At 68.4% G+C, this 25,781-nt stretch carries 22 protein-coding genes and 1 riboswitch; of the genes, 10 read left to right on the top strand and 12 right to left on the bottom strand.

The features are described from left to right. Window positions 1-63: 63 nt before the first annotated feature. The 8 genes from OG241_RS39380 to OG241_RS39345 form a co-directional block, all read right to left on the bottom strand. Window positions 64-1,293 (bottom strand): ABC transporter ATP-binding protein, encoded by a 1,230-nt coding sequence (locus tag OG241_RS39380; RefSeq protein WP_405822449.1) that lies wholly within the window; start codon window positions 1,291-1,293, stop codon window positions 64-66. Next, window positions 1,290-2,381: an ABC transporter ATP-binding protein gene (locus tag OG241_RS39375; RefSeq protein ID WP_405822447.1), complete on the bottom strand. Its 1,092-nt coding sequence runs from the start codon at window positions 2,379-2,381 to the stop codon at window positions 1,290-1,292. The genes OG241_RS39380 and OG241_RS39375 overlap by 4 nt, the downstream gene beginning before the upstream one ends. Then, a complete protein-coding gene (locus OG241_RS39370) occupies window positions 2,378-3,385 on the bottom strand; it encodes an ABC transporter permease (protein ID WP_405822446.1) in 1,008 nt (335 codons plus the stop codon). Before OG241_RS39370 ends, OG241_RS39375 begins: the two co-directional genes overlap by 4 nt. Window positions 3,386-3,456: 71 nt before the next feature. Then, window positions 3,457-5,229 carry an ABC transporter substrate-binding protein gene (locus OG241_RS39365; protein ID WP_405822444.1) on the bottom strand — a complete coding sequence of 591 codons (1,773 nt, stop codon included), beginning with the start codon at window positions 5,227-5,229 and terminating at the stop codon, window positions 3,457-3,459. Between the two features lie 37 nt (window positions 5,230-5,266). Further along, complete coding sequence (locus tag OG241_RS39360) at window positions 5,267-6,265, bottom strand: ABC transporter permease (RefSeq protein ID WP_405822442.1); 999 nt, start codon at window positions 6,263-6,265, stop codon at window positions 5,267-5,269. A 443-nt stretch (window positions 6,266-6,708) separates the two neighbouring features. Then, window positions 6,709-7,521: an enhanced serine sensitivity protein SseB C-terminal domain-containing protein gene (locus tag OG241_RS39355; RefSeq protein WP_405826686.1), complete on the bottom strand. Its 813-nt coding sequence runs from the start codon at window positions 7,519-7,521 to the stop codon at window positions 6,709-6,711. 171 nt (window positions 7,522-7,692) lie between these two features. Continuing rightward, the gene (locus OG241_RS39350; protein WP_405822440.1) at window positions 7,693-8,490 is read right to left on the bottom strand and encodes an enhanced serine sensitivity protein SseB; all 798 of its coding nucleotides are present in this window, start codon (window positions 8,488-8,490) and stop codon (window positions 7,693-7,695) included. Window positions 8,491-8,582: 92 nt separating this feature from the next. Then, complete coding sequence (locus OG241_RS39345) at window positions 8,583-9,263, bottom strand: AAA family ATPase (RefSeq protein ID WP_405822438.1); 681 nt, start codon at window positions 9,261-9,263, stop codon at window positions 8,583-8,585. A 219-nt stretch (window positions 9,264-9,482) separates the two neighbouring features. Further along, window positions 9,483-9,583, top strand: a riboswitch (glycine riboswitch). A gap of 160 nt (window positions 9,584-9,743) precedes the next feature. Between OG241_RS39345 and gcvT the strand changes: the two genes are divergently transcribed. The 6 genes from gcvT (at window position 9,744) to OG241_RS39315 (ending at window position 15,831) form a co-directional block, all read left to right on the top strand. Further along, on the top strand, window positions 9,744-10,862 hold the full coding sequence (gene gcvT, locus OG241_RS39340; protein ID WP_405822436.1) for a glycine cleavage system aminomethyltransferase GcvT: 1,119 nt from the start codon (window positions 9,744-9,746) through the stop codon (window positions 10,860-10,862). A 124-nt stretch (window positions 10,863-10,986) separates the two neighbouring features. After that, the gene (gene gcvH, locus OG241_RS39335) at window positions 10,987-11,364 is read left to right on the top strand and encodes a glycine cleavage system protein GcvH (RefSeq protein ID WP_006379689.1); all 378 of its coding nucleotides are present in this window, start codon (window positions 10,987-10,989) and stop codon (window positions 11,362-11,364) included. A 37-nt stretch (window positions 11,365-11,401) separates the two neighbouring features. After that, window positions 11,402-12,664 carry a serine hydroxymethyltransferase gene (gene glyA / locus OG241_RS39330; RefSeq protein ID WP_405822434.1) on the top strand — a complete coding sequence of 421 codons (1,263 nt, stop codon included), beginning with the start codon at window positions 11,402-11,404 and terminating at the stop codon, window positions 12,662-12,664. A gap of 56 nt (window positions 12,665-12,720) precedes the next feature. Next, complete coding sequence (locus tag OG241_RS39325; protein WP_405822432.1) at window positions 12,721-14,088, top strand: L-serine ammonia-lyase; 1,368 nt, start codon at window positions 12,721-12,723, stop codon at window positions 14,086-14,088. A 229-nt stretch (window positions 14,089-14,317) separates the two neighbouring features. Further along, complete coding sequence (locus tag OG241_RS39320) at window positions 14,318-14,932, top strand: type IV toxin-antitoxin system AbiEi family antitoxin domain-containing protein (protein ID WP_405822430.1); 615 nt, start codon at window positions 14,318-14,320, stop codon at window positions 14,930-14,932. After that, the gene (locus OG241_RS39315) at window positions 14,932-15,831 is read left to right on the top strand and encodes a nucleotidyl transferase AbiEii/AbiGii toxin family protein (protein WP_405822428.1); all 900 of its coding nucleotides are present in this window, start codon (window positions 14,932-14,934) and stop codon (window positions 15,829-15,831) included. Before OG241_RS39320 ends, OG241_RS39315 begins: the two co-directional genes overlap by 1 nt. Before the next feature lie 50 nt (window positions 15,832-15,881). Here OG241_RS39315 and OG241_RS39310 read toward each other — a convergent pair whose 3' ends face one another. Both OG241_RS39310 and OG241_RS39305 read right to left on the bottom strand, forming a co-directional pair. Beyond that, window positions 15,882-16,529 carry a hypothetical protein gene (locus tag OG241_RS39310; protein WP_405822426.1) on the bottom strand — a complete coding sequence of 216 codons (648 nt, stop codon included), beginning with the start codon at window positions 16,527-16,529 and terminating at the stop codon, window positions 15,882-15,884. Window positions 16,530-16,573: 44 nt separating this feature from the next. Further along, the gene (locus tag OG241_RS39305) at window positions 16,574-17,656 is read right to left on the bottom strand and encodes a hypothetical protein (protein WP_405822425.1); all 1,083 of its coding nucleotides are present in this window, start codon (window positions 17,654-17,656) and stop codon (window positions 16,574-16,576) included. Here OG241_RS39305 and OG241_RS39300 point away from each other — a divergent pair. Beyond that, complete coding sequence (locus tag OG241_RS39300; protein ID WP_405822423.1) at window positions 17,613-17,936, top strand: hypothetical protein; 324 nt, start codon at window positions 17,613-17,615, stop codon at window positions 17,934-17,936. The genes OG241_RS39305 and OG241_RS39300 overlap by 44 nt on opposite strands. Before the next feature lie 129 nt (window positions 17,937-18,065). Here the strand turns inward: OG241_RS39300 and OG241_RS39295 are convergent, their stop codons facing one another. Further along, window positions 18,066-20,291 (bottom strand): BTAD domain-containing putative transcriptional regulator, encoded by a 2,226-nt coding sequence (locus OG241_RS39295; RefSeq protein WP_405822421.1) that lies wholly within the window; start codon window positions 20,289-20,291, stop codon window positions 18,066-18,068. Window positions 20,292-20,751: 460 nt separating this feature from the next. After that, window positions 20,752-22,203, bottom strand: coding sequence for a flavin monoamine oxidase family protein (locus OG241_RS39290; protein WP_405822420.1), 1,452 nt, complete (start codon window positions 22,201-22,203; stop codon window positions 20,752-20,754). 454 nt (window positions 22,204-22,657) lie between these two features. Here OG241_RS39290 and OG241_RS39285 point away from each other — a divergent pair, with 454 nt between their 5' ends. The 3 genes from OG241_RS39285 to OG241_RS39275 all read left to right on the top strand — a co-directional run bounded on the left by OG241_RS39285 (window position 22,658) and on the right by OG241_RS39275 (window position 25,707). Further along, window positions 22,658-23,836 carry an acyl-CoA dehydrogenase family protein gene (locus tag OG241_RS39285; protein WP_405822419.1) on the top strand — a complete coding sequence of 393 codons (1,179 nt, stop codon included), beginning with the start codon at window positions 22,658-22,660 and terminating at the stop codon, window positions 23,834-23,836. An 82-nt stretch (window positions 23,837-23,918) separates the two neighbouring features. Continuing rightward, window positions 23,919-24,800, top strand: coding sequence for an NAD(P)-dependent oxidoreductase (locus OG241_RS39280; RefSeq protein WP_405822418.1), 882 nt, complete (start codon window positions 23,919-23,921; stop codon window positions 24,798-24,800). 142 nt (window positions 24,801-24,942) lie between these two features. Next, window positions 24,943-25,707 (top strand): SDR family oxidoreductase, encoded by a 765-nt coding sequence (locus OG241_RS39275; protein ID WP_405822417.1) that lies wholly within the window; start codon window positions 24,943-24,945, stop codon window positions 25,705-25,707. Window positions 25,708-25,781: the final 74 nt, after the last annotated feature.

The raw sequence follows: 25,781 nt of genomic DNA, 5'->3' as shown, positions 1-25,781 counted from the left end.
GACACGGACGACTCTGCGCTCTCCCGTTCAGGCATGTGCATGACTTTGCCAACTTGTCATGCCCTACTTGTCCGTTGACTCCTGTGACTCCTGAGGAGCGGTGGGCTCGTCGTTCGTCTGCGAGTCGGTGGGGGCTGGTCGCGCAGTTCCCCGCGCCCCTGGGTCGGCATCCGCGGCCGGTGTCACCAGCTCCACCGCTTCCCGGGCCGCCGACAGCAGTGCGGTGTCCTGCGGGGCCTGGTCCTCGGCGTTCTCCGGGTGGTGACAGGCGACCTGCTGGCCGGGCTTCAGCTCCAGGAGCGGCGGCTCGACCGTCTTGCAGATCTCCGTCGCCTTCCAGCACCGGGTGTGGAAACGGCAGCCGCTGGGCGGTGCGATCGGCGACGGCACATCGCCCTTGAGCAGGATGCGCTCGCTCTTGGCGCCCCGGCGCTTGGGGTCGGGCATCGGCACCGCCGACATCAGGGCCTTGGTGTACGGGTGCATCGGCGCCTGGTACAGGGAGGTCCGGTCGGCGAGTTCGACGATCTTGCCGAGGTACATCACCGCGATCCGGTCCGAGACATGGCGTACGACGGAGAGGTCGTGCGCGATGATCACGTAGGTCAGGCCGAGTTCCTTCTGGAGGTCGTCCATCAGGTTGACGACCTGCGCCTGGATCGACACGTCCAGCGCGGAGACCGGCTCGTCCGCCACGACCAGCTTCGGCTTCAGGGCGAGCGCGCGGGCGATGCCGATGCGCTGGCGCTGGCCGCCGGAGAACTCGTGCGGGTAGCGGTTGAAGTGCTCGGGGCTCAGGCCGACCAGCTCCAGGAGGCGCTGGACCTCCTTCTTCACCCCACCCTCGGGCTCCACGCCCTGGAGCCGGAAGGGCGCCGAGACGATCGAGCCGATGGTGTGACGGGGGTTCAGGGAGCCGTAGGGGTCCTGGAAGATCATCTGGATGTCCCGCCGCAGCGGGCGCATCCCGGAGGCGTTCAGCCGCGTGATGTCCTGGCCCTCGAAGTGGATCGAGCCGGCGGTCGGTTCCTGGAGCCGGGTGACGACCCGGCCCATGGTCGACTTGCCGCAGCCCGACTCACCGACGACGCCGAGGGTCTCGCCCTTGCGCACCTCGAAGGAGATGCCGTCGACGGCCTTCACCGCGGCGACCTGACGCTGCAGGATCCCCTTCTTGATGGGGAAGTGCTTGACCAGGCCCTCGACCTTGAGCAGTACCTCGCGCTCGTCGGAGGAGGCCGACGCGTCGGTCGCTGCTTCGGTCGCTGCCTCGGATTTCTTCGTCTCGCTCACAGCTTCGGCGCAATCTCTTCGGTCCAGATCCGCGTACGGTCCTCCGGCGAGAGGTGGCAGGCGGAGAAGTGCCCGCCGGCGACCTGCTGGAGCTCCGGGCGGACGGTACGGGTGACATCGCCCTTGGGAATGTCCGCGTACGGGCAGCGCGGGTGGAAGGCGCAGCCCGAGGGGACGTTGATGAGGCTCGGCGGCTGTCCCTTGACGGGGATGAGCCGGTCGGAGGTCTCACGGTCGATGCGCGGCATGGAACCGAGCAGACCCCAGGTGTACGGGTGCTGCGGCTGCGCGAAGATCTCCTCGACCGGCCCGCGCTCCACGCACCGGCCGCCGTACATCACCAGGACCTCGTCGGCGATCTCGGCGACCACGCCGAGGTCGTGGGTGATCAGGACGACCGCGGAGCCGAACTCCTTCTGCAGGTCCCGGATCAGGTCGAGAATCTGCGCCTGGACGGTCACGTCGAGGGCGGTAGTCGGCTCGTCCGCGATGAGCAGTTCGGGGTTGTTGACCAGCGCCATCGCGATCATCGCACGCTGGCGCATACCGCCGGAGAACTCGTGCGGGTAGCTGTCGACGCGCTTGCCGGGCTCGGGGATGCCGACCCGGTCGAGCATCTCGATCGCCCGGGTGCGAGCGACCTTCTTGCTGACGTCGTGGTGGACGCGGTACGCCTCCACGATCTGGTTGCCGATCTTGTAGTACGGGTGCATCGCGGACAGCGGATCCTGGAAGATCATCGCCATGTCGCGGCCCCGCAGCTTGCGGACCTCGTCGGGGTCCGCGCCGACCAGTTCCTTGCCGTCGAGCCAGATCTCGCCGGACATCTGGACGTTCTTGCCCCGGGCCCCGAGCCGGTGCAGGCCCATGATGGCCAGCGAGGTGACGGACTTGCCGGAGCCGGACTCGCCCACGATGGAGAGGGTCTTGCCCTTCTCCAGCTGGAAGCTGAGTCCGTCGACGGACTTGACCAGACCGTCGTCGGTCGGGAAGTGCACCTTGAGGTCGCGGACTTCGAGGAAGGCGGCGGGCGCGTTCGAGGGCGAAGGCTCGCCCACCGCCGCACCGGTCTTGGACAGTTCGGTCACGAGAGCCTCACCCGAGGGTCGGCGGCCGCGTAGAGCAGGTCCACCAGGAGATTTGCGACTACGACGAAGAGGGCGGCGAGCAGGGTCACGCCGAGGATCGGGGGCAGGTCGTTGTCCTTGATGCCCTGCACCGCGTACTCACCGACACCGTGCAGCGAGAACACCGTCTCGGTGATCAGCGCACCGCCGAGCAGCAGACCGAGGTCCATGCCGAACACGGTGATGATCGGCGTGAGCGCGGCCCGCAGACCGTGCCGGACGACGACCTTGCGCTCCCGCAGACCCTTGGCGCGGGCCGTGCGGATGAAGTCCTCGTTCATCGTCTCCAGCATCCCCGAGCGGGTGAGCCGCGCGTAGATGGCGGAGTAGAGAAGGGCGAGCGAGCACCACGCCGGGAACAGCGTGTTGGCCCACTGCGCCGGATTCTCGGTGAACGGCACATAGGTTCTGCCGAAGATCGGCCACTGGTAGGTGAAGAGCAGCAGCGCCAGGTTGCCGGTGAAGAACATGGGCAGCGAGACACCGGCGAGGGCCACGCCCATGAAGGAGCGGTCGAAGAACGATCCCGGCTTCAGGGCGGAGATGACGCCGATCGCCACACCGGACACCAGCCACATCACGGCCGCGCCGGCGGCGAGCGAGATCGTCACCGGAAGGCGGGAGGTGAGCTGCGGCCAGACCTCGACATGGGTCTTGAAGGAGTAGCCGAAGCACGGCGCGTTGCACTGTGTCGTGGTGGGCCCCAGGTCATAGGTGGCGCCGGTCACGATCCCCTTGATGAAGTGCCAGTACTGGAGATAGAGGGGGTCGTCCAGACCGAGGTTGCTCTTGACCGCAGCGATGTCCGCCGCCGACGGGCTCTTCCCGATGTACTGCTGGGCCAGCTGGTCGGCGGTCTGGCCGGCGAGCCGTGGCAGCAGGAAGAAGATGGCGAAGGTCACCGCGGTGACGACCAGCAGCAGGATCACTGCCGCGAACGTCCGACGGAGGATGTACGAGATCACGGGGATCGGCCTGGTGCCCGCGGGCTGCGAAGCCCGCGGGCACCAATGCCTTCACCTGCCTTCCGGGGCTGCTACTTCTTCGTGGTGCCGATGTTGAGGTAGTCGTACTGACCGCTGAAGGCCGCCGTGGAGACCAGGTTGGTGAAGTTGGCCGGGCGGTACAGCAGGACCTTGAAGTACGTCAGCGGGACGAGCGCGGCCGCGTCCATCGTCTTCTTGTCGATGTCGGCGTACATGCCCTCACGCGTGGCCTGGTCCTCGGTGCCGATCGCCTTGCCCAGCAGGTCGTTGACGGTCTTGTCGTCGAACTGCGAGAGGTTGGTGTTGCCCGAGGCGCCGATGGCGGAGCCGTTCAGGATCTGCTGGAGGAAGCCGAAGCCGGCCGGCCAGTCGGCGCCCCACTGCATCATCATCAGACCGACGTTGTTCTCCGCGTCCCACTTCGGGACACCCGCGTAGTCGGTGAAGTACTTGCCCGACGGGAACTGCTTCAGGCTGGCGTTGATGCCGGCCTTCTTCAGCGAGTTGATGATCGCGGTGGCCGCGTCGATCTCGGCCGGACGGTCACTGCGCGCGGTGATGTTGGTGCTGATCGTGGTCTTGCCACAGGCCTTGAGAGCGTCCTTGGCCTTGGCCACGTCGCCCTTGCTGCCGTCGGTGGCGTAGACGTCCGACTTCGCGTAGCCCGGGATGTCGGGCGGGAGGACGGTCGTGGCGATGTCACCGCGGATCGGGCCGCCCTCGGCGGTCTGCACCGAGACCTTGTCGACCGCGTACTGGACGGCCTTGCGGCAGTCGACGTTGTCGAACGGCTTCAGCTTGGTGTTGATCGCCATGTAGACGAGACGGCCACCGTAGGTGTTGTCGGTGCTGGCCTTCTTGTCGGCGTTGTTGATGACGTCGGCCTGGGTCGCGGCCTGGACACCCGTACCACCGAGGTCGATCGCGTTGCCGGCCTGGACGTCCTGGTCGATGGTGTCCGGGTTGACCTTCAGGTTGACCACGATCTTGTCCGGGTACTGCTTGCGCAGCGGGTCGGTCGCGGCGTCCCAGTTCTTGTTGCGGACGAGGACGGCGGACTTGCCCTCGTCGTAGCTCTGGAACTGGTACGAGCCCGAGGACACGATGTTCTTGACGTAGTCGATGCCCTTGTCCTTGGACTGGGGCACCGGCGCCGTCTGCGGCTGCGCGGCCAGGTAGTCGAACTCCTGGAAGGCGCGGTTGAGCTTGAAGACGACCGTGGTGTCGTCCGGCGTCTGGATGGACGCCAGGCCCGCGGGGTTCTTGTCCTTGTAGGGACCCTTGTACTTGTCTCCGCCGTCGAGGAACTGCTGGAAGTAGTTCGGGCCGAGGGAGAGCACGTCACGCGCGAAGTTGGAGCGCTCGACGGCGTACTTGACGTCCTTCGAGGTGATCGGGGTGCCGTCCTGGTACTTCAGCCCCGCACGGAGCTTGTACGTCCAGGTCTTGCCGCCGTCGCTGGGCACACCGGCGCTCTCGGCGAGGTCGGGGACCAGCTCGTTGCCCTTCTGGCCCGGGCCGGGCTTGAAGGTCATCAGCGAGCGGGCGTACAGCCGGCTGAAGTTGAACATGTACCCGTAGTACGTGTTGCCGGGGTCGAAGGAGTCCGGGACGTCGGACAGCTCGTAGGTGACCGTGCCCCCCTTCTTGTCGGACACGTTGACGACGCCCTTGGTCGCTGCGTTGGCCCCAGCAGCCTTGGTGCCGCCGTCGTTCGAATTGTCATCGGCTTTACTGCAGCCTGCGAGCACCAGGCTCGCAGATCCGATCGCCGCAACCGCGGCCAGCGCTGACCTTCGCATGATGGTCTGCTTCTCCTCCATTAGTGGAAACTTGCTGAAAACTCCCGACACGGCCGCGTCAGCGGCTGCGCGGGTCGAGTGCGTCCCGGAGACCGTCGCCGAGCAGGTTGAACGCCAGCACGGTCACGAAGATGGCGAGGCCGGGCACGATCATGAACTGCGGGTCGACCTGGTAGTAGGTGACCGCCTGGTTGAGCATGCCGCCCCAGGAGGCCTGCGGGGGCTGGATACCGACGCCGAGGAAGCTCAGCGAGGCCTCGAAGAGGATGTTGGTCGGGATGAGCAGCGTCGAGTAGACGATGATCGGGCCGACCAGGTTCGGCAGCAGCTCCCGGAAGAGGATGTACGGCCCCTTGGCGCCCATTCCCCGGGAGGCGTCGACGAACTCGCGCTCACGCAGGGCCAGCGTCTGGCCGCGGACGATGCGTCCCAGGTAGGGCCAGTTGAAGAAGCCGATGACGAAGATCAGCACGGTGATGTGGAGCGGGAGCCCTTCCAGACCGAACGCGCCGCCCTGCAGCGTGGCGGAGATGGCGATGGCGAACAGCAGAAGGGGGAAGGCGAGGAAGGTGTCCATCAGCCGGCTGATGATCGTGTCGACCCGCCCGCCGTAGTAGCCGGCGACGACACCGAGGATCGTGCCGATCACGTTGGACAGGATCGTGGCGCCGAACGCGACGACCAGGGAGACCCAGGAGCCCTCCAGGATGCGGGTCGCGATGTCGCGCCCGAACTTCGGTTCGACACCGAGCGGGTGGTCCCAGCTCATGCCGCCGAAGCCGCCCGTGGGGAGGGAGGTGTTGGGGTCGATCAGGTCCTGGTTGAAGGCGTTGGGGTCGAGGCCGAACAGCGCCTGGATGGGCCGGGCGAGAAGCGCGGTCAGGATCAGCAGGATGACGATGACGCCACCGGCGACGGCCACCTTGTCCCTCTTGAACCGGGCCCAGGCGATCTGGCCCAGGGAACGGCCCTCGATCTGCCCCTTACCGGCACCCGCGAGCACAACCTCCGGCTGTGCCTCGGCTTCCGCTGCGGTGGTCTCGATCGGTGCGGTCACAGTGACCCGACCCCTCTCGCCGGTGGTGACCGGCCTACGCCTGCCGCTGTCTGCGGCTTGATTCACTTGCCTGCCGGGACGGGCCCCAGATGGTGCGGCCCGGTGACCCGGCTGTTCGTCCTGCTGACGATCCGTGCTGATTAGTCGACTTAGCCATGCTCCGCCCGACCGCAGGATCGATGACCCCATCGTCTGACAGGCGAGTCTTCAGTGATTCGGCGATCACGTGAAAGGTCTGTCGGCGAAAGTATGCGTAAACGTGATGCTGTCCTGTGGATTCCGTTATCCGAACACCGGGTAACGCCCCTCGGACGCGGGGCAGTTGGGACAGAAAGGGCAATCCCATACTATCGCGACCATTCGCCGCGATCTACGCGCGAAGACCGTGGCGCGCGAATTCGGCCGTCCGGGTGATGGTCCGCGCCGTCCGGGTGAAGGTCCGCTCAGTAACGACCCCGCGCCGGTGGATACCCGTACCCCGCCGCCGGAGCCTGCGGGGTCGGAGGCGGGGCGGCGACCGCGTGGGCCTCCCGGTCGTAGAACGGCCGGGCGTTCACGCGCAGCCACATCACGACCGGGTCCTGCTCGTCCGACATCGCGACCGTCGACACCGGCAGCCCGTCGGGAACCGCCCCTATCGACTGCTGCATCATCGCGCGCACCGAGTCCACGGCCGGCGGCGAGGTGTCGTACACGTCCAGTCCGATGGCCAGATACGGCGCACCGAGCGCCGGCTGCACCCAGGCCCGGCGCAGGGAGCGGACCGCCGGGGTGCGGTGGGCGTTCTGCGAGAGGAGGGCGTAGAACTGCGGGATCTCGATGCCGGGCTCGGCCAGTCGCAGGGGCCCGGCGGGCTGGCGCTCCAGGCCCGCGGCGATCCGGCGCAGGTCGAGCCAGGGGATGCCGACGCCGCCGCCCGGGGAGTGCGGGTTGAGCCAGAGGCCGTACTGGTCCGGATAGAGGGTGCGGGCCACGTCGAGGCCGTCGACCACCTCGTACGACCTGTTCCAGCCACTGACCGACAGCTCCTGGGCGGAGGTCACACAGGGCGCGTAGCCGTACCCGTCGACCTGCATGTTTCCGTACTGCGCGTCGGGGGAGCCGGCCTGTCCGTGCCAGAGCAGCATCCAGATCTGGCCGGAGGACGGGGTCGCGAGGGCGCGCAGGAGCGCCTCGTAGGCGTCGTAACGCCCGGGCGTCACCTGGCGCAGCATGTGCTCGACCTGACCGGCCGCGGCCGTGCCCGACGCGCTCACCATTACCGCCCCTTCGTAACCCTGACGAGTTGTGCGTTCTAGCTTAAGCGGCGCCGCTGACAGGCACGCCCCCCGGAACGGCCGCCCAGGAGCTCGGGACTTGCTCTGCTTTGGCGGCTGCGGGCCTATTGTGGCTGGTCGCGCAGTTCCCCGCGCCCCTTTGGGGCCGCTTCAGTGGCCGTGTTGGTAGAAGGGGCGGACCTTTGCCCTCAGCCAGTCCGTCACCGGGTCCTGGGCCGCGTCCAGGAAGACCAGGTTCACCGGCCAGGACGAGGGGGCTCGGCCCAGGGCCCTGCCTACCGCGTCCATCGGGATGGTGCGGGCGACCGGGTCCCAGGGGGAGAGTTCGACGCCGATGAACATGACAGGGGCGGCCGTTTCTATCGTCGCCAGGCAGCGGCGGGCCGTCCGGACCACGCCGGTGCCGGCGAACTCCGCCGCCGCGGCGGCGAGGAAGTCGACCGGGTCCTCCTGCCAGTGGGGCTCGTAGAGACGGACCCGGCCGCCGCCGGCACCGTCGAGGAGGGTGCGGCCGGCTCGGCAGAGCTCGGCCACGGCCTGCGGGGGCAGGGGGACGCCGACCACGCCGTCCGGGTTCACGGCGATGCCGACCTGGGGCTGCAGACCGCGGGCGAACTCGACGGCGGGGGCCACGGTGTACGACACATGGCCGCCGACGACCTGCCGGAACTGTTCCTCCGAGCTGAAGACCGGCACGTACGCCTGGCCCGCGATGTCCATCGTGGGCAGGTCGAGGGGACCGGTGTAGGGGCCACCGCCGGAAGGGAGGGGGACCCAGACGAAGCTGCGGCCGAGGACCTCGACGATGCGGGCGCCCGCGCCGGGGACGCCGAGGGAGGCCGAGAGCACCTCCTCCAGCTCGTTGCCGGGCCATCCGCCGTGCGAATGGGGATGAGCCTGGGGGAAGCCCCCGGGAAAGTCCGGGGGGAAGTCCGCCGGGATGTCCATCTGCCTACCGCCTGCTGTGAACCGCTGTCCTGAGTCCTCAAGGGGAGTCCCTTAATGAGCAAAACCCTAACCGGCCCCGCCGGATAGGGCGGTCAGTCCGCGAAGTCGATCCTGCGCAGGATGTCCGCCGCGTCCCGGTCGATCAGCACCGCCGAGCCGCAGCCGTCCGGCAGGTTCCCCTTCTCCACCGAGCGCAGCAGCCGCGAGGCGGCCTGACGGTGCCGCAGGAACGCGTACCGCGAGACGCCCCGGCCGCGTTCGCGCTGGCCCTCCAGCGCCTCGCCCGGGGTGACGTCGAGGAGGAGGAGATGCAGGGTGCCGCCCCGGCGGCGGGCCTCGCGGGCCAGCCAGCCGCGCACCCAGGCCTGCGTACCGCAGTCGTGCACGACGACTCCGGCGCCGGAGCGCAGGGCGCGGCGCAGTCCGGCGTAGTGGGCGAGGCGGACGAGGGGCCGGTAGACGGCGTAGGGGAGGAAGGAGGGCGTACGGGCGTCCCAGTGGTCGCGGGTGTTCTGCGAGTCGATGCCGGTGGCGCGCACCGCCCGGCGCATCAGTGTGGACTTGCCGCTGCCCGGCAGGCCGGTGACCACGACCAGGTCGCGGGCGCCGAAGGTGAGGCCGTGCGGGCTGTGGCCCGAGCGCTCCCGCAGATCGCGGATCACGGGTTCCGGGCGCGCCGCGCGCGACTCCCGGGTGGGGCCGGCCTGCTGCTTGGGCAGCGCGTCGGTCAGTGCGAGGGCCGGGGTCGCCGCATACGCCGTGGTCCTGTTCACCGTGTTCGTCCTCCCATGGGGTCGGGAAGTACCGTCCCCGTCGAGTGTAAAGAGAAGGTAATACGCGGTGTCTCTCGGTGGGGTCCGATTACTGCAACAGGCCTGCTACAGGGCGGTATGTGAGCCTGTGGCGAGGCCGTGTCCCCTCTGTGAAGGGTCCCCCTGCCGTGCCGGGGGAATGCGTGCGATGATGTGCCCGCCAACTGCATACCGGCCGCTTGAATCCGCGCGGGAGAGTTCCGGGACCCCTTGGGTACCCGGGCGCCGAAGGAGCAAGTCCCTCCCTTGAATCTCTCAGGCCCCGTTACCGCGCGGGCGAGGCACATCTGAAAAGCGGGCCGCGGGTCGTCATGACCGGTGGCTCCACCCAAGGTGCAAGTCAGTGACCTGCCGTTTCACCGGCGGTCATGACGAACCTCTCAGGTTCCGATGACAGATGGGGAGGAACGACCTCGCCGTCATGCCCTGGGAGCACTACCGATGAGCAGCACTTCTCTGCGTCTTACCGCGCTCGATGCCCTGCATCGTTCGCTCGGCGCGACGATGACCGACTTCGCGGGCTGGGACATGCCCCTGCGGTACGGCTCCGAACGCGACGAGCACCTGGCCGTGCGCACGAAGGCCGGCCTCTTCGACCTCTCCCACATGGGCGAGATCACCGTGACCGGGCCGGAAGCCGCGGCCCTTCTCGACCACGCCCTGGTCGGCAACATGGGGTCCATCGCCGTCGGGCGCGCCCGCTACACCATGATCTGCCGGGCCGACGGCGGCATCCTGGACGACCTGATCGTCTACCGGCTCGCGGAAACCGAATACCTGGTCGTGGCCAACGCCGGCAACGCACAGATCGTGCTGGACGCCCTTGTCGAGCGGTCCGACAGCATCGACGCGCTGGTCCGCGACGACCGGGACGCCTACGCGCTGATCGCCGTACAGGGCCCGGAGGCCCCCGGCATCCTCGCCGCCCTCACGGACGCCGATCTCGACGGCCTGAAGTACTACGCGGGCCTGCCCGGCACGGTCGCCGGCGTCCCCGCCCTGATCGCGCGCACCGGCTACACCGGCGAGGACGGCTTCGAGCTGTTCGTCGCGCCGGGTGACGCGGAGAAGGTGTGGCAGGCGCTGACCGACGCGGGCACGCCCGTCGGGCTCGTCCCCTGTGGTCTGTCCTGCCGGGACACGCTGCGCCTGGAGGCGGGCATGCCGCTGTACGGGCACGAGCTGAGCACCTCCCTCACCCCCTTCGACGCCGGGCTCGGCCGGGTGGTCAAGTTCGAGAAGGGGGGCGACTTCGTGGGCCGCGCGGCCCTGCGCGAGGCCGCCGAGCGCGCTTCGTACGAGCCGCCGCGGGTCCTGGTCGGCCTGGTCGCCGAGGGCCGTCGCGTCCCGCGCGCCGGGTACGCGGTCGTCGCCGACGGCCGGGTGATCGGCGAGGTCACCTCGGGCGCCCCCTCCCCCACACTCGGGAAGCCGATCGCGATGGCGTACGTCGACGCCACGCACTCGGCGCCCGGTACCGCGGGCGTGGGCGTGGACATCCGGGGCACCCACGAGCCGTACGAGGTCGTGGCGCTCCCCTTCTACAAGCGCCGGAAGTAACCCCGCCCCCTGGCTGCGCTCCGGCGTCGGCAACAACCCGTGTCCTGCCTGCTGACGGGCAGGCAGTCCTTCCCTGTAGAACCCCATGCAGGACCAGTCCCCCGCGTACAGGAGAATTCAGGCCATGAGCAACCCCCAGCAGCTGCGCTACAGCAAGGAGCACGAGTGGCTGTCGGGCGCCGAGAACGGCGTCTCGACGGTCGGTATCACCGAGCACGCGGCCAACGCGCTCGGCGATGTCGTGTACGTACAGCTTCCCGAGGTCGGTGCCACGGTGACCGCCGGTGAGACCTGCGGTGAGCTGGAGTCGACCAAGTCGGTCAGCGACCTGTACTCGCCGGTCACCGGTGAGGTCACCGAGGTCAACGAGGACGTCTCCAACGACCCGTCGCTGGTGAACTCCGCCCCGTTCGAGGGCGGTTGGCTCTTCAAGGTGCGGGTCTCCGACGAGCCGGCCGACCTGCTCTCCGCGGACGAGTACACCGCGATCTCCGGCAGCTGAGTCCCCAGGCACCAGGACGTAAGGACGTACTGACCCCATGTCGCTTCTGAACACTCCCCTGCACGAGCTCGACCCCGACATCGCCGCCGCCGTCGACGCCGAGCTGAACCGCCAGCAGTCCACCCTGGAGATGATCGCCTCGGAGAACTTCGCTCCGGTCGCCGTCATGGAGGCCCAGGGCTCGGTCCTCACCAACAAGTACGCCGAGGGCTACCCCGGCCGCCGCTACTACGGCGGCTGCGAGCACGTCGACGTCGCCGAGCAGATCGCGATCGACCGGGTCAAGGAGCTGTTCGGCGCCGAGTACGCCAACGTGCAGCCGCACTCGGGCGCCTCCGCCAACCAGGCCGCGCTGTTCGCGCTGGCCCAGCCCGGCGACACCATCCTCGGCCTCGACCTGGCGCACGGCGGCCACCTCACCCACGGGATGCGGCTGAACTTCTCCGGCAAGCAGTTCGACGTGGTCGCCTACCACGTCGACGAGGCCGGGCTGGTCGACATGGCCGAGCTTGAGCAGCTCGCCAAGGAACACCGCCCGAAGGTGATCATCGCGGGCTGGTCGGCGTACCCGAGGCAGCTGGACTTCGCCGAGTTCCGGCGGATCGCGGACGAGGTCGGCGCGTACCTGTGGGTCGACATGGCGCACTTCGCCGGTCTGGTCGCGGCGGGCCTGCACCCGAACCCGGTGCCGTACGCGGACGTCGTCACCTCGACGACCCACAAGACACTGGGCGGCCCGCGCGGCGGCATCATCCTGGCGAAGCAGGAGTTCGCGAAGAAGCTGAACTCGTCCGTCTTCCCGGGCTTCCAGGGCGGCCCCCTGGAGCATGTGATCGCGGCGAAGGCCGTCTCCTTCAAGGTCGCCGCCTCGGACGACTTCAAGGAGCGCCAGCAGCGTACGGTGGACGGTGCGCGCATCCTCGCCGAGCGCCTGGTCCGGGCGGACGTCGGTGAGCACGGCGTGTCCGTCCTGTCCGGCGGTACGGACGTCCACCTGGTCCTCGTCGACCTGCGCGACTCCGAGCTGGACGGCAAGCAGGCGGAGGACCGGCTCCACGAGGTCGGCATCACCGTCAACCGGAACGCGATCCCCAACGACCCGCGTCCCCCGATGGTGACGTCGGGCCTGCGGATCGGCACCCCGGCGCTGGCCACCCGAGGCTTCACGGCCGAGGACTTCGAGGAGGTCGCGGATGTCATCGCCGAGACCCTCAAGCCGTCATTCGACGTCGACGCTCTGAAGGCACGCGTGAAGACGCTGGCCGACAAGCACCCGCTGTACCCCGGCCTGACCAAGTAGTTCCCCGGCGGGGGCACCCGGCGACGTGTGCCCCCGCCCTCTCTGGAGGAGTTCCCGTGGCCATCTCGGTCTTCGACCTGTTCTCGATCGGCATCGGCCCGTCCAGCTCCCACACGGTCGGCCCGATGCGGGCGGCCCGTCTCTTCGCCCGCCGGCTGCGCAACGAGGAGATCCTCGGGTCGGTGGCGTCGGTCCGCGCGGAGCTGTACGGCTCCCTGGGCGCGACCGGCCACGGCCACGGCACTCCCAAGGCGGTGCTGCTCGGCCTGGAGGGCGCCTCCCCACGCACGGTGGACGTCGAGGGCGCCGACGAACGGGTGGAGCGGATCAAGGAGTCGGGCCTGCTCAACCTGCTGGCCGACCACGAGATCGCCTTCTCCTTCGACGACGACCTGATCCTGCACCGCCGCAAGACACTCCCCTACCACGCGAACGGCATGACCCTGTGGGCGTACGACGCCTCGGGCGCCGAACTCCTCTCGAAGACGTACTACTCGGTGGGCGGCGGATTCGTCGTCGACGAGGACGCGGTGGGCGCGGACCGGATCAAGCTCGACGACACGGCCCTCAAGTACCCCTTCCGCACGGGCGACGAGTTGCTGCGCCTGACGAAGGAGACGGGTCTGTCGATCTCCGCGCTGATGCTGGAGAACGAGCGGGCCTGGCGCACCGAGGACGAGATCCGCTCCGGGCTGCTGGACATCTGGCGGGTGATGCAGGCGTGCGTGGCACGCGGTATGTCCCGCGAGGGCATCCTCCCCGGCGGCCTCCGCGTCCGCCGCCGCGCGGCCATGTCGGCGCGTCAACTCCGGGCGGAGGGCGAGCCGTTGGCGCGCGCGATGGAGTGGATCACGCTGTACGCGATGGCGGTGAACGAGGAGAACGCGGCGGGCGGCCGGGTCGTGACGGCCCCGACGAACGGGGCCGCGGGCATCATCCCGGCGGTCCTGCACTACTACCTCAACTTCGTGCCGGGCGCCGACGAGGAGGGCGTGGTCCGTTTCATGCTCGCCGCCGGCGCGATCGGCATGCTGTTCAAGGAGAACGCGTCCATCTCCGGCGCGGAGGTCGGCTGCCAGGGCGAGGTCGGCTCGGCCTGCTCGATGGCGGCGGGCGCCCTGGCGGAGGTGCTGGGCGGCAGCCCCGAACAGGTCGAGAACGCGGCCGAGATCGGCATGGAGCACAACCTCGGCCTGACCTGCGATCCGGTCGGCGGCCTGGTCCAGATCCCGTGCATCGAACGCAACGGCATGGCCGCGGTGAAGGCGGTCACGGCAGCCCGGATGGCGATGCGGGGGGACGGCTCGCACAAGGTGTCCCTGGACAAGGTCATCAAGACGATGAAGGAGACGGGGGCCGACATGAGCGTCAAGTACAAGGAGACGGCCCGGGGCGGGCTTGCGGTGAACATCATCGAGTGCTGAGAAAGTAGGCCCTGACCAGCGCGTTCTTATCTTTCAGCGCTGTCAGGGCCTTCCCTGCTTACGCGGCGGAAAGTCCCCGAAAAGTCCCTGGGAAATCTCACGGGATGGGGGCCTGGCCTGGGGGTTCGTGACATGTTCGATCACCGTTCCGGTCCGCCCTGAGCGCCGACGGCCGTCAGGATGTACCAAATCGATCCCCTCAAGTCCCCAGAGGGGTACCATTCGATACATGAGTGCTGCGGAGAACTCGCGCCTGGAGCAGCGGCTGACCGGCCTCTCCCCCACGTTCACGACGGCGCAGGCGCGTCAGGTCCTGCTCTCCCCCCGCGATCTGGCGTCCTTGGTCGCCAAGGGAGAGATAGACGAACTGTCCCGGGGGGTCTACCGACGGGCAGACGCACCGGAGACCGCGCACGCAGATCTGCTGGCTGTGTGCACACGGGCTCCTCGCGCTGTCGTGTGTGACGAGTCCGCCCTGGCCCTGCACGAGCTGATCGACGACATCCCGGCAGCGGTACACATCGCCGTGCCGCGCGGTACACGCCGCCCCACGATCTCCTACCCGCCGACCATAGTGGCTCAGTACGCCCCGACGACCTTCACTCTCGGCGTCGAGCGGTTCGAAGCAGCCCCCGGAGAGACCATCCCCATGTACAACGCCGCCCGCAGCGTCGTCGACGCGATGCGCCACCGAAGCCGCATCGGCGAGACCCTCGCTCTCTCCGCGCTCGGCCGCTACCTGCGTCGAGAGGGGCGCAGCGGGGTCAGCGAACTCCAGCATGTTGCACGTGAGTTGGGCGCCCTTTCCATCATCCGCCCGGCCGTTGAGGCGGTGCTCGCCTGATGGCCAACCCCACACGCGACACTACCGCCGGCCGCGTCTACAACGACCTGCGCAACCTGGCCCGCCGCACCAGCCGGTCCACGGACGAGGTCATGGTCGAGTACGTCCTCGAACGGTTCCTCTACCGCTTGGCCGCATCACCTCTCGGCCGCGAGCACTTCGTCCTCAAGGGCGGCCTGCTGCTGGCCCAGTTCGGCGCCCGCCGGATGACCCGTGACATCGACATCCTCGGCCGCTCGTTCCCCGGCACCGAGACCGAGATCATCCACAGAATCGCGGCCATCGCCGCCACCGAGATCGACGACGGAGTCGCATTCGATCCCGCGACACTCAGGACCGTCCCCATCCGCGAGGAGGACGAGTACCACGGCGTACGCCTGTCCATGGCTGCCTCCATCGCCCGGGCCCGGCTCAAGCTCCAACTGGATGTCAGCTTCGGCGACCCCGTCACCCCCGGCCCCCGGGTCATCGACTACCCACAACAGCTCACCCCGGAGAGCTTCCAGATCCTGGGCTACCCACTGGCCACCGTCATCGCCGAGAAACTCTCCACCGCCGTCTCACTCGGCGACCTCAACACCCGCGACCGGGATTACGCGGACCTCTACCGCCTGCTGAAGCTCAACAATCTCAACGGCGGAGAACTGGCCGCAGCGCTGACCGCCACCGCCACACACCGCGGCATCGAGCTGAAGCCCCTCAGCGCCGCGATCACCGACCTCGCCGAGCGCCGCCAATCCTCCTACGCCGCCTGGCGCCGCCGACAGTGGCCTTCCTCGACCGGCTATCCGAATCTCTTCACTGACGTGGTCGGCCTAGTGATCGCATTCGCAGACCCACTGCTCATAGGCGCTGCCGACACACGTAGTTGGAACAGCTCAGCCAGTACGTGGACGTGATCCAACTCCCTCATAAGCCGTAGGAGATGCCCCATGCTCCGTCCCTGCGATCACACTGGCCCGGCCCCCACCCACAACTTGTCAATCAGACGCGTCAAGACATCATATGTCTCCCCACGGCGGTATTTGATCACGGGGGACTCCCTGCCATGCCGGTCCGCCGAGTATGGAGTCAGATAGACGACCCGTTCGGTTGCAATAATCCGGCCAATGTGTGGAACGCCGTAACCACGCACTTCGAGGTGTCCCGAGACCGAGAGTGGTGCGAGGTAGTCGTAGGTCGCCACGATCTGGCGGCGCAGCAGACCAGTGCCAAATGCGGAGTCGAAGACTTGGATCTCCTCCTCCCGGTCGGTGATCCAGTCCGGCTCGCCTGCGGGGACATCAAGTTTCGGCAGCAGTATGCGGCAACCGCAGCGGCGGTCCCGACAGCGAAGGAGTAGTTCCTCGAACATGTCGCGCTGCAGTTCAGCACCACGGCCGGTGAGGATGGACACCTTCCTCGCGCGACCAAGTTCCCTCTTGATGTCGTGCGCAGCTTCTCGACTGTTGGCGAAGATTTCTTCCACATCCAGGTGCAGTAGATGGGCGGCAAGGCCACGCAGAATGCGACGGGCAGTCTTCGAAAATGCCCATACCAGTGCCAAGAAAAGAGCACTGGCAAGCAGCGATGTGCCAATATCGCGTAGAAAATCCATTCCTCATCCCCCGTTTCCACCACTCGATCCACCCGCTTGGTGTCTCAAGACGACCGGCTCTTGCGCACTGCAAGCAGACCCCTGAGCCGTTCCAGAGCTTTCTCGTCGGGGCGGGCTTGTTCCAGTGCCGTGAGCAGGGCAAGCCGCGCCTCCGGGCCGCCCACGCCGTAGGCGTACCCGGCGATCGCCCGCAGATGGTCGTACGCCATGGCGTGGTCCGCGATGGGCAGGATTCGGTCCGAATTCATGAGCTGCTGCACATCCCGCACGATCCCCTCGCGGAATTCGTGCCTTCCCATGTCCTGGAAGGCTGCCAACACCTCCACTAGTTCGGCTTCGACGAGCGAGTATTCGAAAGAGGCGGCTATCCCGGCCAGGATGGCGACGACCTCGTCGAGGTCGGCTGGAGTCCACGTTGCCGCAAGGCAGTTGGTCCGTGCCGACACCAGCGCAGCTCGCAGGTTCAGGCGTGCGGGAAACTCGGCTGCCAGCACCTTCAGCTGCTGGACCGCTTCCGGAGTGCCGCGGCGGCTCAGCGTCCCGGGCAACGCCTCACGCCAGTCCAGCGCCTCCATCTCGGGAGTCACGCTGTATACGCCGAGCGGTCGGCTGTTCCGGCTCTGAGGAAACAGTGTGTTGAGCCACCGATAGAGCGCGCTCAGCCCCTCTTCATCGGCGTGCACCTCGACATGCCCACGCTCGGAGCGCCCGGCGCATTTCAGAGCGAGCTCCCGGCTAAAGCGGTCCGATGCGTCGATCAGTTCCCTGAGACCGGTCCACGCCTCGAAACCGTCGACCCCGAACAGAACACAGGCGACGAGTACCGGCAACTCGAGATCCACGGCTTCGCCGTCCCGCTCCACAGTCATGAGGGCGAACTCGGCGACAGACCGTGCAAGAGGGTTCTCGAAGGTGAGAAGGCCGGCGAGGAGACCGGACCACGTGCGAACCAGCGCCGCCCGGCCCTCGCCTCCCTTCTCGAATGCCTCTCCTGGCACCGACCACGCACCCGCTGGGCGCGTCGCGCGGAAGTCGGGCAGTAGAGCAGCGGACAGTGCCGCCAGGAAGTCTTCCCACACCTCGGTGACGACCGGAGCCCAGCTCGCGTCGACGCGTTCGAGAATCAACGCTTGTACGCCGCTGGCCAGTTGCGCTCTGACAGCCGTCCCGAACGTCGAGCAACTGCCGGGCCTCGACAGCTGCGTACCGTCGACCGACGTCCGCTGGCTCTCCGCCACACCCGTCACGCATACGCTCGCACCCGGCCGGAGCCTGACCGTCACCGTCCGGCTGGACGCGGGCGTGATGGCGGTGGACGTGGCCGGGACCTACACGGCCGCGCTCGCGGCCGGCACGGACACGCCGTACACGTACCCGTCGGTGCCGGTGCGGATGACCGTGCGCTGACAGGACGCCGGTACGGGTCCCCGGTCCTGACGTCGATGCCTGGCATCGGCGTCAGGACCGCCGCCGTCCTGCGCTAGGCCGCCGGTTGGCCCGCCCGCGCGATGTCGTGTCGTGTGCGGGGTGACCGGGTCAGGCGCTGTCGAGGACGAGGGAGAGTGGCTCCGGGCGGCTGGGGGCCGAGTCGGATGTGACGTCGGACGGCTGGTCGAGCATCACCACCGTGGCGAAGCGCTTGCCCGGTGACCAGTCGAGGTTGCACAGGAGTTCCGGGGTCGCGCCGACGATCACGGTGAGCGGTATGCGGCCGGGGAGCTGGGCCATGAGGCCGACGAGTTCCACGGCAGCCGTGTCCGCAAGGTGCAGGTCGTCGACGATCAGGACGATCGGGCCGTCCTGGGCGGCGGCCTCCAGGAAGTGCTGCCAGACCTCCGTCCACTCGTCGGCGCCCAGCCACGCCGGCGGACGGTTCATGGCCTCGAAGAGCGAAGCGCAGCGGGCGGAGAGCCAGTTGACTCGGCTCTTGTCGGTGGTCAGGCGCTGGATGATGCCCCTGATCTTGCTGCGGACCGTCCAGGGCGGGTCCGACGCCGACACTCCGGAGTACGTGGAGAGGATCATCCGGTGCAGGCCGAAGGGGCCGGACTCGACGGCGTCCTTGCTGTTCCAGGTCAGCACCTGGGCGGCCGCGAGTTCCTCGTCGGCGATGCCCGCCAGCTGGTGCAGCACCTCACGGCGGGGCGCGTCGAGATTGCCGAGGACGGTGATGAGGTGCGGTTGCGACCAGCGACTGCTGTGGGTCATCACGCTCTGGAGCAGCTCGAGTTCGCGACGATGGGAGGAGTCGTCCTGCCCGGTCTCCGCCGCGTCCTGGGCGACGGACGGCTGCTCGACCGGCGCCAGCAGCCGCCAGCGGGTGGGCTCGCCGGGGAGCTCCTCGTAGGAGAAGTGCTCCTGGGTCGCCTCGTGGGTGTGTTCGCAGATAACGATGTCACCGGCGCCGGCCAGGGCGAGCAGGGAGCCGCACTCCTGTACCAGCGCGCCGTTGACCCTGGGGGGCGCGCCGCCGGGCCGCCGGCTCACCAGTACCTCGCCCGTCATGACGACGGCGGACAGCGCCGCGCCACTGGTCGGGGAGGTGGCGGACGGTGCCTCGGTCATGGCGGTGCGCAGGGCGTCGGCGGCGCGGGCCGCGTGGAGGGGGTGCTCCTCGCCCTCCGGGTCGGCGGGGAAGAGACCGAGGGTGATGTCGCCCATCGAGGAGACGACCACACCGCCGAAGCGCTCGATCTCGTGCTGGACGAAGGAGTCGAGAAAGCCCATCGCGGCGTCGAGTTCGTCGCTGTGGGTCTGGGCCGGGTCGGGTTCGGTGCGTACGAGCAGAAGGCTGACCTGGCTGCGCGCGGCGGAAGCGGCCGCGGACACGTCCGCAGACGCTTGGGCGGATACGTCGGCGGTGCGTCTCGCCGGGGATTCGTGGGCCGGAGCCTGCGGAGTGGCCTCGTCCGGGACGGGACGGGTGACCGGGAAGAGGGGGGTGGGGGGCGGAAGGGGTGCGGAGAGCACGGCCGGCGCGGACGCGGGTGCCGGGTCGGCCGGAGCGGGGTCCGGGCGGAGGTCCGGAAGCCGGGCCACCGCCGGTAATCGGCTGTCGAGGAGGTTCCCGGGGGCGTACGGGCGGGGCGGAGCCTCGTTCCTCGCAGCCGCCAGGATCGTCGCCGCGGTGACCGGGCGGGCGGTCGGGCCGTCCGGGGCCGGGGCGAGCTGGAGGTCGAGGTCGTGCGTGAGGATCGCCTGCTGGAGCTGCTGGAGTTCACGGCTGGGCTCGAGGCCGAGGTCCTCGACCAGGAGGGCGCGCAGTCGGCTGAACACGCCGAGCGCGTCCGCCTGGCGCCCACAGCGGTACAGAGCGCGCATGAGCTGGCCGCAGGCGCGCTCGCGCAACGGCTCGTTCTCCACCATCGACTCCAGGTCGCCGAGCACCGCGTAGTGGCGCCCACAGGCGAGTTGGGCTTCGAAAAGGTCTTCGAGGGCGTCCAGCCGGGTGTTCTGGAGAGTGGTCAGCTCGGGCCAGAACAGGCCGACTTCGGTGAGGTCCGCGAGGGCGGGGCCGCGCCACAGCTCAAGGGCGTCGCTCAGGAGCAGGGCCGCCCGGTCGGGTTCCCCCGCCGCCAGCCGGGAGCGCCCCTCCTCCACCCACCGGTGGAAGAGGTGCAGGTCGATGTGGTCGGGGGTGACGTCCAGGGAGTAACCGGGGGCCTGGGTGCGCAGTGTCACCTGCGCCTGGGCGGTCCCCCCGGTGACGAGCGTGCGCCGCAGGCCCCACACGGCGTTCTGCAGGATCTTGCGGGCGGTCATCGGCGCCTCTTCGACGCTCCACAGGGCCTTCAGCAGTCTGCTGATGGGGACTGTCTGGTTGGGGTGAAGGAGCAGATATCCGAGCGTCGCACGCTGTTTGCTCCCCCCGAGAGAGATCTGCCGTCCGTCTGTGACGACCTCAAGTGGACCTAACATCTTGAACCACATGGCTCCCCCAGCGAGTGGTCAGTGGGCGGCGGGAGCAGCTCCCGTCATCCATGCCAAACGTACACAGCGATCATACAGATCGTAAAAAGCAATACTATGGTTGCTCGCGATCCTGGAGTTCGCCGAAACGCCGCCGAGGTGTGGTGACTTCGCAGGTGGACGACGGCACGGGGGACCCTGATCACCGGGTGGGCGACCGCGACCGGTTCCAGCGATCACGGCCGACCACCCGGTTGTTTCACGCCACTTCACACCGCGCGGAAAACGGGTCAGCCGGTACTGCGGACCTGCTTCAGCCCGAGAGGGAGGCCCCGGCACGCAGACCGGCGACGAGGCCGGCGGCGCGGATGCCGGTCTCGATGGCGCCGTCCACGTAACCACCCCAGCCGGTCGCGATGTCACTTCCCGCGAAGACGAGGCGGCCGTGCGGCTGCCGGACGGCGCGCAGTTCACCGAGGAGTTGCCCGGGGCGCCTGAACGTCCAGCCGCCCTTGGCATAGGCGTCCTTGCCCCAGTCCTGGCCCTTGACGGACAGCACCTGGGTGCCCGGGAGCACCTGGCTGACGGCACCCTGGACCTGGGACAGGTTGTTGGCGTCCAGCGTCGGGTGGACGCTGAAGCCGATGAGCACCGAACCGAGGCTGGACTTGGTGGTGTTGGTGAGGACCAGGTCCAGCAGCGCACCGCTCGCGCCGTTCACGAGCGGGCGGCCGATGTCGCCCTTGACCTGGATCAGGATCTTCTTCGCCGTCGGCACGCCGACGGTCTGGGAACTGAGCCGGGTGAACTCGGCCGGCAGACCGGAGGAGAACCTGATGGAGTTCCAGACGTTGACCGGGACGGCCACGACCACGGCAGCCGCGTCGTACACGAGGCCACCGGCTGTCACCCGCACCCGGGTGCCGTCGTCGGAAACCTCGGTGACGGGCGCGTTGTACACGATCGAGGCGCCCGACTCCGCGAGCATCCTGGCTATGAGCCCGCTCATGCCGCCGGCGGGTCGGATGCTGTTGATGCCGTGGAACGTCTCGGTGTTGTAGCCGCACAGTGCCCACCAGTGGGCGAGCTGGGTGAGGGAGCCCCGCTCGAAGCCGCCACCGTACGCGCCGGTCGTGGCGCTCACCCAGTTCTGTTCCAGGGTCGACAGGCGGAGCTGGCGTGCCCGGTCACCGAGGGTCAGCTTGTCGCGATCGAGCAGCAGGTCCTCTCGGTAGAAGGGGTCGTAGGCGCGCGGCAGGTACTGTTCCGCGCCCTCGACGAATTTCCGCAGGAGTGCGTCCTGGTTGTCCAGGAAGGTCAGATCCTGCTTGGCGTAGCCGCCGGACTCCGTGGCGAACACCGCGAAGTCGGGGTCCGCGTCGGTCACCGTTCCGATCCCCAGGCGCTGGACCTCGTTCCACACCAGGGTCTGGCTCGGGTGGATCCAGGTGGCGCCGAACTCGACCTGCTGCCCCGAGAAGGTGGTGGTCCAGGCCCGGCCACCGACGCGGTCGCGGGCCTCGATGATCAGCGTGCTCTTGCCCCGGGCCCGCAGCTCACGCGCGGCCGACACCCCTGCGAAGCCACCGCCGATGACGATCGCGTCGTAGCTCCGCGGGCCGGCCGCCGCCTCCCCCGCCGCGAGGGCCGTGCCTGCGGAGGCGATGCCTGCGGCGCCGATCACGCCCGCGGCGGCACCGGCCCTGAGTACCGTGCGGCGCGAGGTGTGCGCCCCTGAGAAGAAAGTCCTTTTACCGGGCTTCATTCCGCTCCCCTTGCAAAACGTCGCTGGCCGCCATCCAGGAATCGAACGCCGCCATGACCACCTGAAAGGTCAACGGCTCCGGATGCGGTATGGCCGAAACTAAGCCGACGCTTCCCATCGGCCGATAATCGCCGGTCTTTTCAGGTTTATGAATCATCTGAGAGCGGACAGTTACCTACCGGTGTGCGGTCAGTGTGCACACGGCGTCGGACCCCCGCTATCCTGTCGAAGAGGCTCTGCGGATTACCTGTCGTTGCTGTTCAGGGCAGGTACGGCGGTTACTCGCCGGTGGCCGGAGGGTGGCCCGGACCGGCTAGTTTGCTTTCATCCCGAATGGCAATGGGCGGCGAATTGGACGAAGTTCGCGCGTTCATGGTTGCATGCGTTTCCGCATGACAATGGACCGGCCTGCGCCCCTGCCTTTCATCCGTGCCGTATTCCCCGAGGAGCTGGGATGACCGTCAGGTCGACTGAAGCCGAGAATGTCCTGAAAGCTGTCCGGGAAATTGTTCCGACGCTGCGTGCGAACGGTCCGGAGTCGGAGGACCGGCGCTGGATCGTCGAAGAGAACATCGACCTTCTGGAGCAGGCCGGCGTCTTCCGTATCGCCGTGCCGAAGCGCTTCGGCGGCCTGGACCTCTCGCTGCGGGAGCAGGTCGAGATCCTGACCGAGATCTCGCGCGGCTGCGGCTCCACCGGCTGGGTGTGCGTGGCCTGGGTCTCCAGCGCCTGGATGGCCACGCTGTACCCGCTCCAGGCACAGGAGGAGATCTTCAGGACCGGCTCGGTGCGCATCTCCGGCGGCTTCACGCCGACCGCGAAGATGGTGGCCACCGAGGGCGGTTACCTTCTCAACGGCGCCTGGCGCTTCAACTCCGGTGTCCGCGGCGCCCACTGGGACCTGCTGGCCGCCGAGCTGGAGCATGCCGACGGCACCCTCGAAGAGGTCTACGCCATGGTTCCGGTGGCGCAACTGGCCATCGCCGACGACTGGCACGTCTCGGCCGCCATCGCCACCGGCAGCTCGACTTCCAGCGCCACGGACCTCTTCGTCCCCGGCCACCGGGTCGTCACCCTTGAGGCGGCCGTCCTCGGAACCAGCGGCGGCGGCGCCGTCACCGGCTCCAAGGGCCGCGACTACAGCCTGATCAGTTACGTCGTCGCCGAGTCCGTGGCCGCCTACATCGGTATGGCCCGGGCCGCGTACGAGGAACTCGTCTCCATGGTCAAGGGCAAGCCGCTCGCGTACAGCAACGTGACCGACCAGGCGCAGCACCCGCTGACGCAGATACAGATCGCCCTGGCCCACGGCAAGATCGAGGCCGCCGAAGCACTCGCCGACACCTATCTGAGCGTCCTCCAGGAGCGCGCCGACGCCGGCGAGCAGCCGACCTGGGACGAGAAGGCGGAGGTACGCGGCAAGGCCGGTGTCGCGATCCTGCTCACCCAGGAGGCCATCGAGGCCCTCCACTCCGTCAGCGGGGCCGGCGCCCTCTCCCGCAAGGCGCATTTCCAGCGCTTCTACCGGGACCTGCAGGGGCTTTCCCGGCACGGCCTGATGGCTCCGAACATGGGGCTGGAGGTGTACGGCCGCACTCTGCTCGGCCTCGACCCCGACAGCCTCTTCCTGTAGGACGGCCGCCTCAGCGGCCCGGTCCTCCGCTCACCTGCCAACGCATCCGCACACCCAACGAAGAACACCAAGGAGCAAGTCAATGTCGAACACGCACCAGGGTCCGGTAACCGTCCTCGGCCTGGGGATGATGGGCGCCGCCCTGGCGACCGCCTTCGTGAAGAACGGCAACCGGACCACCGTCTGGAACCGTTCCGCCGGCAAGGCGGACGCGCTTGTCGCGCAGGGCGCCGTCTCCGCCCCCGGCATCAAGGAGGCGATCGCGGCCAGCCCGGTCATCGTGGCCTGTGTCTCCACCTACGAGGTGCTGAACGAGCTGTTCGCCGATGCCGCCGCCGAGCTCAAGGGCAAGGTCGTCGTCAACCTCACCTCGGGTACCCCCGAGGACGCCCGCGCCGCCGCGGTCTGGGCGGAGCAGAACGGCGTGCGTTACCTGGACGGTGCCATCATGGCCGTCCCGCAGATGATCGGCCTGCCCCAGGCCCTGATCTTCTACGGCGGCTCGCAGGAGCTGTTCGCCGAGCACGAGGAACTGCTGAAGCCGCTCGCCGGCATGGGCGTGTACCTGGGCGAGGACACCGGTGTCCCGATGATCTACGACCTCGGTCTGCTGACGCTGCTGTGGTCGAGCCTGGCGGGCTACTTCCACGCCGTGGCGCTCGTGCAGTCGGCCGGTGTCTCGGCGGAGGCGTTCACTCCGTTCGCGGCCAGCTGGATCGAGCACGTCATCACGCCGGCGATTCCGCAGAGCGCCCAGGAGATCGACTCGAACAGTTTCGAGACCGAGGTCTCCAGCCTCAACGTGAACAAGGCCGCGATCGAGCACCTGGTCGCGACCAGCAGGCAGTTGGGCATCAACAGCGACTTCTCGGCCTCCATCCAGACGCTGATCGAGCGTCGCGTCGCCGAGGGCTTCGGCACCCACAGCCTGGCCAGCCTGGTCGAGGCCTTCAAGCAGGGCTGAGCGCCGGGTCACAGACCCACCTGAGTGATCCGCTGGGCGGGACCGGGCCTTCGTGCCGGGTCCCGCCCAGCGGCGTGAATACAGCTGCCGGTCCGGGAGCCCCCGGTCGGCGAAACCACGTACAGGGAAGGCGCGGTTGAGGATGACTGGCTACGCGGGCAGGAAAGCCGTGATCACCGGTGGTACGCACGGCATGGGTCTGGCGATCGCCAAGGCCCTGATGGCGGGTGGCGCCGAGGTCCTTGTCACCGGCCGCAACGAGAAGAACATCGAGGAGGCCAGGGCCGCCCTCGGTGTGGACGCGCACATCGTGCGGTCCGATGCCGCCGGCCTCGACGCGATCGACGCGCTCGCCAAGACGGTCGAGGAGAAGCTCGGCCACGTCGACCATCTCTTCGTGAACGCCGGCACGGCCGTCCTGGAGCCGCTCCAGTTCGTCACCGAGGAGACATACGACCGCCAGTTCGGCGTCAACACCAAGGGTGCCTTCTTCGTCGTACAGCGTCTCGTCCCGCTCATCAGGGACGGCGGGTCGATCGTCTTCACCACGTCGATCGCCGACCACGGCGGCACGCCGGGCATGAGCGTCTACTCGGGTTCGAAGGCCGCGCTGATCTCCTTCACCCAGGTCTTCGCCGCCGAGTTGCTGCCGCGCAACATCCGCGTCAACGCCGTCGGCCCCGGCTTCATCGACACTCCGAGCATGGGTGTCCCGGGTCTGAGCCACGAGGAGAAGGCCGGGTTCATGGCGCTCGGCGACGAGATCACCCCGATGAGGCGCCACGGTCGGGTCGAGGAGGTGGCGCGTGCGGCCCTCTACCTTGCCGTTGACGCCACCTTCACCACCGGGGCGCGGCTGCCGGTCGACGGGGGCCTCGGCCAGGGCCTCCAGTACCCACAGCAGTGAGAGTCGCACCACGGCATGCGTCGGGCCCCGGCGGGAAGTCCGCCGGGGCCTGCCGCATGGCCGGGCCGATTGCC

Origin of the sequence: Streptomyces sp. NBC_01390 (genome assembly GCF_045040105.1) — a bacterium.
Taxonomy (GTDB): Bacteria; Actinomycetota; Actinomycetes; order Streptomycetales; family Streptomycetaceae; genus Streptomyces.
Note: the sequence above shows the minus strand (reverse complement) of the source record. Positions and strands in the feature narration are given on the sequence as shown.

What these genes read in the sequence shown, in the direction of transcription:
- OG241_RS39350 (WP_405822440.1), bottom strand. Translation starts at nt 8,490, where the DNA reads ATGGACATCCCGGCGGACTTCCCCCCGGACTTTCCCGGGGGCTTCCCC.
- OG241_RS39285 (WP_405822419.1), top strand. Translation starts at nt 22,658, where the DNA reads ATGACCGTCAGGTCGACTGAAGCCGAGAATGTCCTGAAAGCTGTCCGG.
- OG241_RS39290 (WP_405822420.1), bottom strand. Translation starts at nt 22,203, where the DNA reads ATGAAGCCCGGTAAAAGGACTTTCTTCTCAGGGGCGCACACCTCGCGC.
- OG241_RS39275 (WP_405822417.1), top strand. Translation starts at nt 24,943, where the DNA reads ATGACTGGCTACGCGGGCAGGAAAGCCGTGATCACCGGTGGTACGCAC.
- OG241_RS39320 (WP_405822430.1), top strand. Translation starts at nt 14,318, where the DNA reads ATGAGTGCTGCGGAGAACTCGCGCCTGGAGCAGCGGCTGACCGGCCTC.
- OG241_RS39365 (WP_405822444.1), bottom strand. Translation starts at nt 5,229, where the DNA reads ATGGAGGAGAAGCAGACCATCATGCGAAGGTCAGCGCTGGCCGCGGTT.
- OG241_RS39280 (WP_405822418.1), top strand. Translation starts at nt 23,919, where the DNA reads ATGTCGAACACGCACCAGGGTCCGGTAACCGTCCTCGGCCTGGGGATG.
- gcvT (WP_405822436.1), top strand. Translation starts at nt 9,744, where the DNA reads ATGAGCAGCACTTCTCTGCGTCTTACCGCGCTCGATGCCCTGCATCGT.
- OG241_RS39315 (WP_405822428.1), top strand. Translation starts at nt 14,932, where the DNA reads ATGGCCAACCCCACACGCGACACTACCGCCGGCCGCGTCTACAACGAC.
- gcvH (WP_006379689.1), top strand. Translation starts at nt 10,987, where the DNA reads ATGAGCAACCCCCAGCAGCTGCGCTACAGCAAGGAGCACGAGTGGCTG.
- glyA (WP_405822434.1), top strand. Translation starts at nt 11,402, where the DNA reads ATGTCGCTTCTGAACACTCCCCTGCACGAGCTCGACCCCGACATCGCC.
- OG241_RS39310 (WP_405822426.1), bottom strand. Translation starts at nt 16,529, where the DNA reads ATGGATTTTCTACGCGATATTGGCACATCGCTGCTTGCCAGTGCTCTT.
- OG241_RS39295 (WP_405822421.1), bottom strand. Translation starts at nt 20,291, where the DNA reads ATGACCGCCCGCAAGATCCTGCAGAACGCCGTGTGGGGCCTGCGGCGC.